The organism is Vibrio sp. 661 (genome assembly GCF_033339315.1).
Classification (GTDB): domain Bacteria; phylum Pseudomonadota; class Gammaproteobacteria; order Enterobacterales; family Vibrionaceae; genus Vibrio; species Vibrio alginolyticus.
Genome location: NZ_JAWOUJ010000140.1, coordinates 1 through 1,034 on the forward strand (window position 1 = coordinate 1; position 1,034 = coordinate 1,034).

Annotated in this window: 1 protein-coding gene; it reads left to right on the plus strand. The window is 48.8% G+C overall.

Features of this window, described 5'->3' with window-relative positions; all coding sequences use genetic code 11:
- The coding region (locus R7P69_RS25250; RefSeq protein ID WP_318121839.1) for a TRAP transporter fused permease subunit at nt 1–1,034 on the plus strand (1,034 nt) is incomplete at both ends.

Consider the following 1,034-nt stretch of genomic DNA (forward strand, 5'->3'; position numbering starts at 1 on the left):
CAAAAAGCAGGTTTCCCTTCGCGCTTTGCTGCAGGGGTTGAGGCTGCGGCTTCTACCGGTGGTCAGTTGATGCCTCCGGTGATGGGGGCGGGCGCGTTCATTATGGCGTCTTACACTCAAATTCCTTACGTGGATATCATTGCTGTATCGTTTGTCCCTGCGTTGATTTATTTCTTGTCGGTCGCGTTTTTTGTGCGTATCGAAGCGAAGCGAAGCGGCGTGCAGAAAATTACAACCAGTGACGAATCGCTTATCAAAGTTCTGGTGAGTGGTTGGCACAACCTCATTCCTTTGGTGGTTCTGGTGACGTTGCTCGTGAAAGGTTTTACACCCACTTATGCGGCAGGCCTTTCCATCATTTCTGTTGTTGTCTCTTCGTGGTTTTCGAAAGATCACAAAATGGGACCAAAAGCGATCATCGAGGCTATGTCTCAAGGCGCGAAGAACATGGCAACCACCGCTGTCTTGCTGGTGGGTATTGGTTTAGTGATCAACGTAATCAGTACCACAGGCATCGGCAATACTTTCTCTTTGATGATCAATGGTTGGGCGAATGGTGATTTGTTCATCATGCTCGTGTTGATTGCTTTGGCATCGTTGGTTTTAGGTATGGGCTTACCTGTGACAGCGGCGTATATTGTTCTGGGCACTTTGTCTGCACCTGCCTTGTATAAGTTGATTGCCGAGAACCAACTTTTAGAGTTGATGGTTTCAGGGCAGTTGCCTGAGCAAGCGAAAGCGATCTTCATGCTAGCGGCACCAGATAAGCTCGAACTTCTCAATGCGCCAATGGCGCTGGAAACGGCGAAAGAAATGCTGTCACTGGTTCCTGCTGATTTTGTTGAAACGCTACTAGAGCAAAGCCTAGGTTTAGAGGCGGTTGGCTTGGCATTGTTGGCTGCGCATTTGATCATATTCTGGCTCTCACAAGACAGTAACGTTACGCCACCAGTGTGTTTAACCGCATTCGCAGCGGCGACCATTGCGAAAACGCCACCAATGCGAACAGGCTTAATGGCTTGGAAAATTGCGAA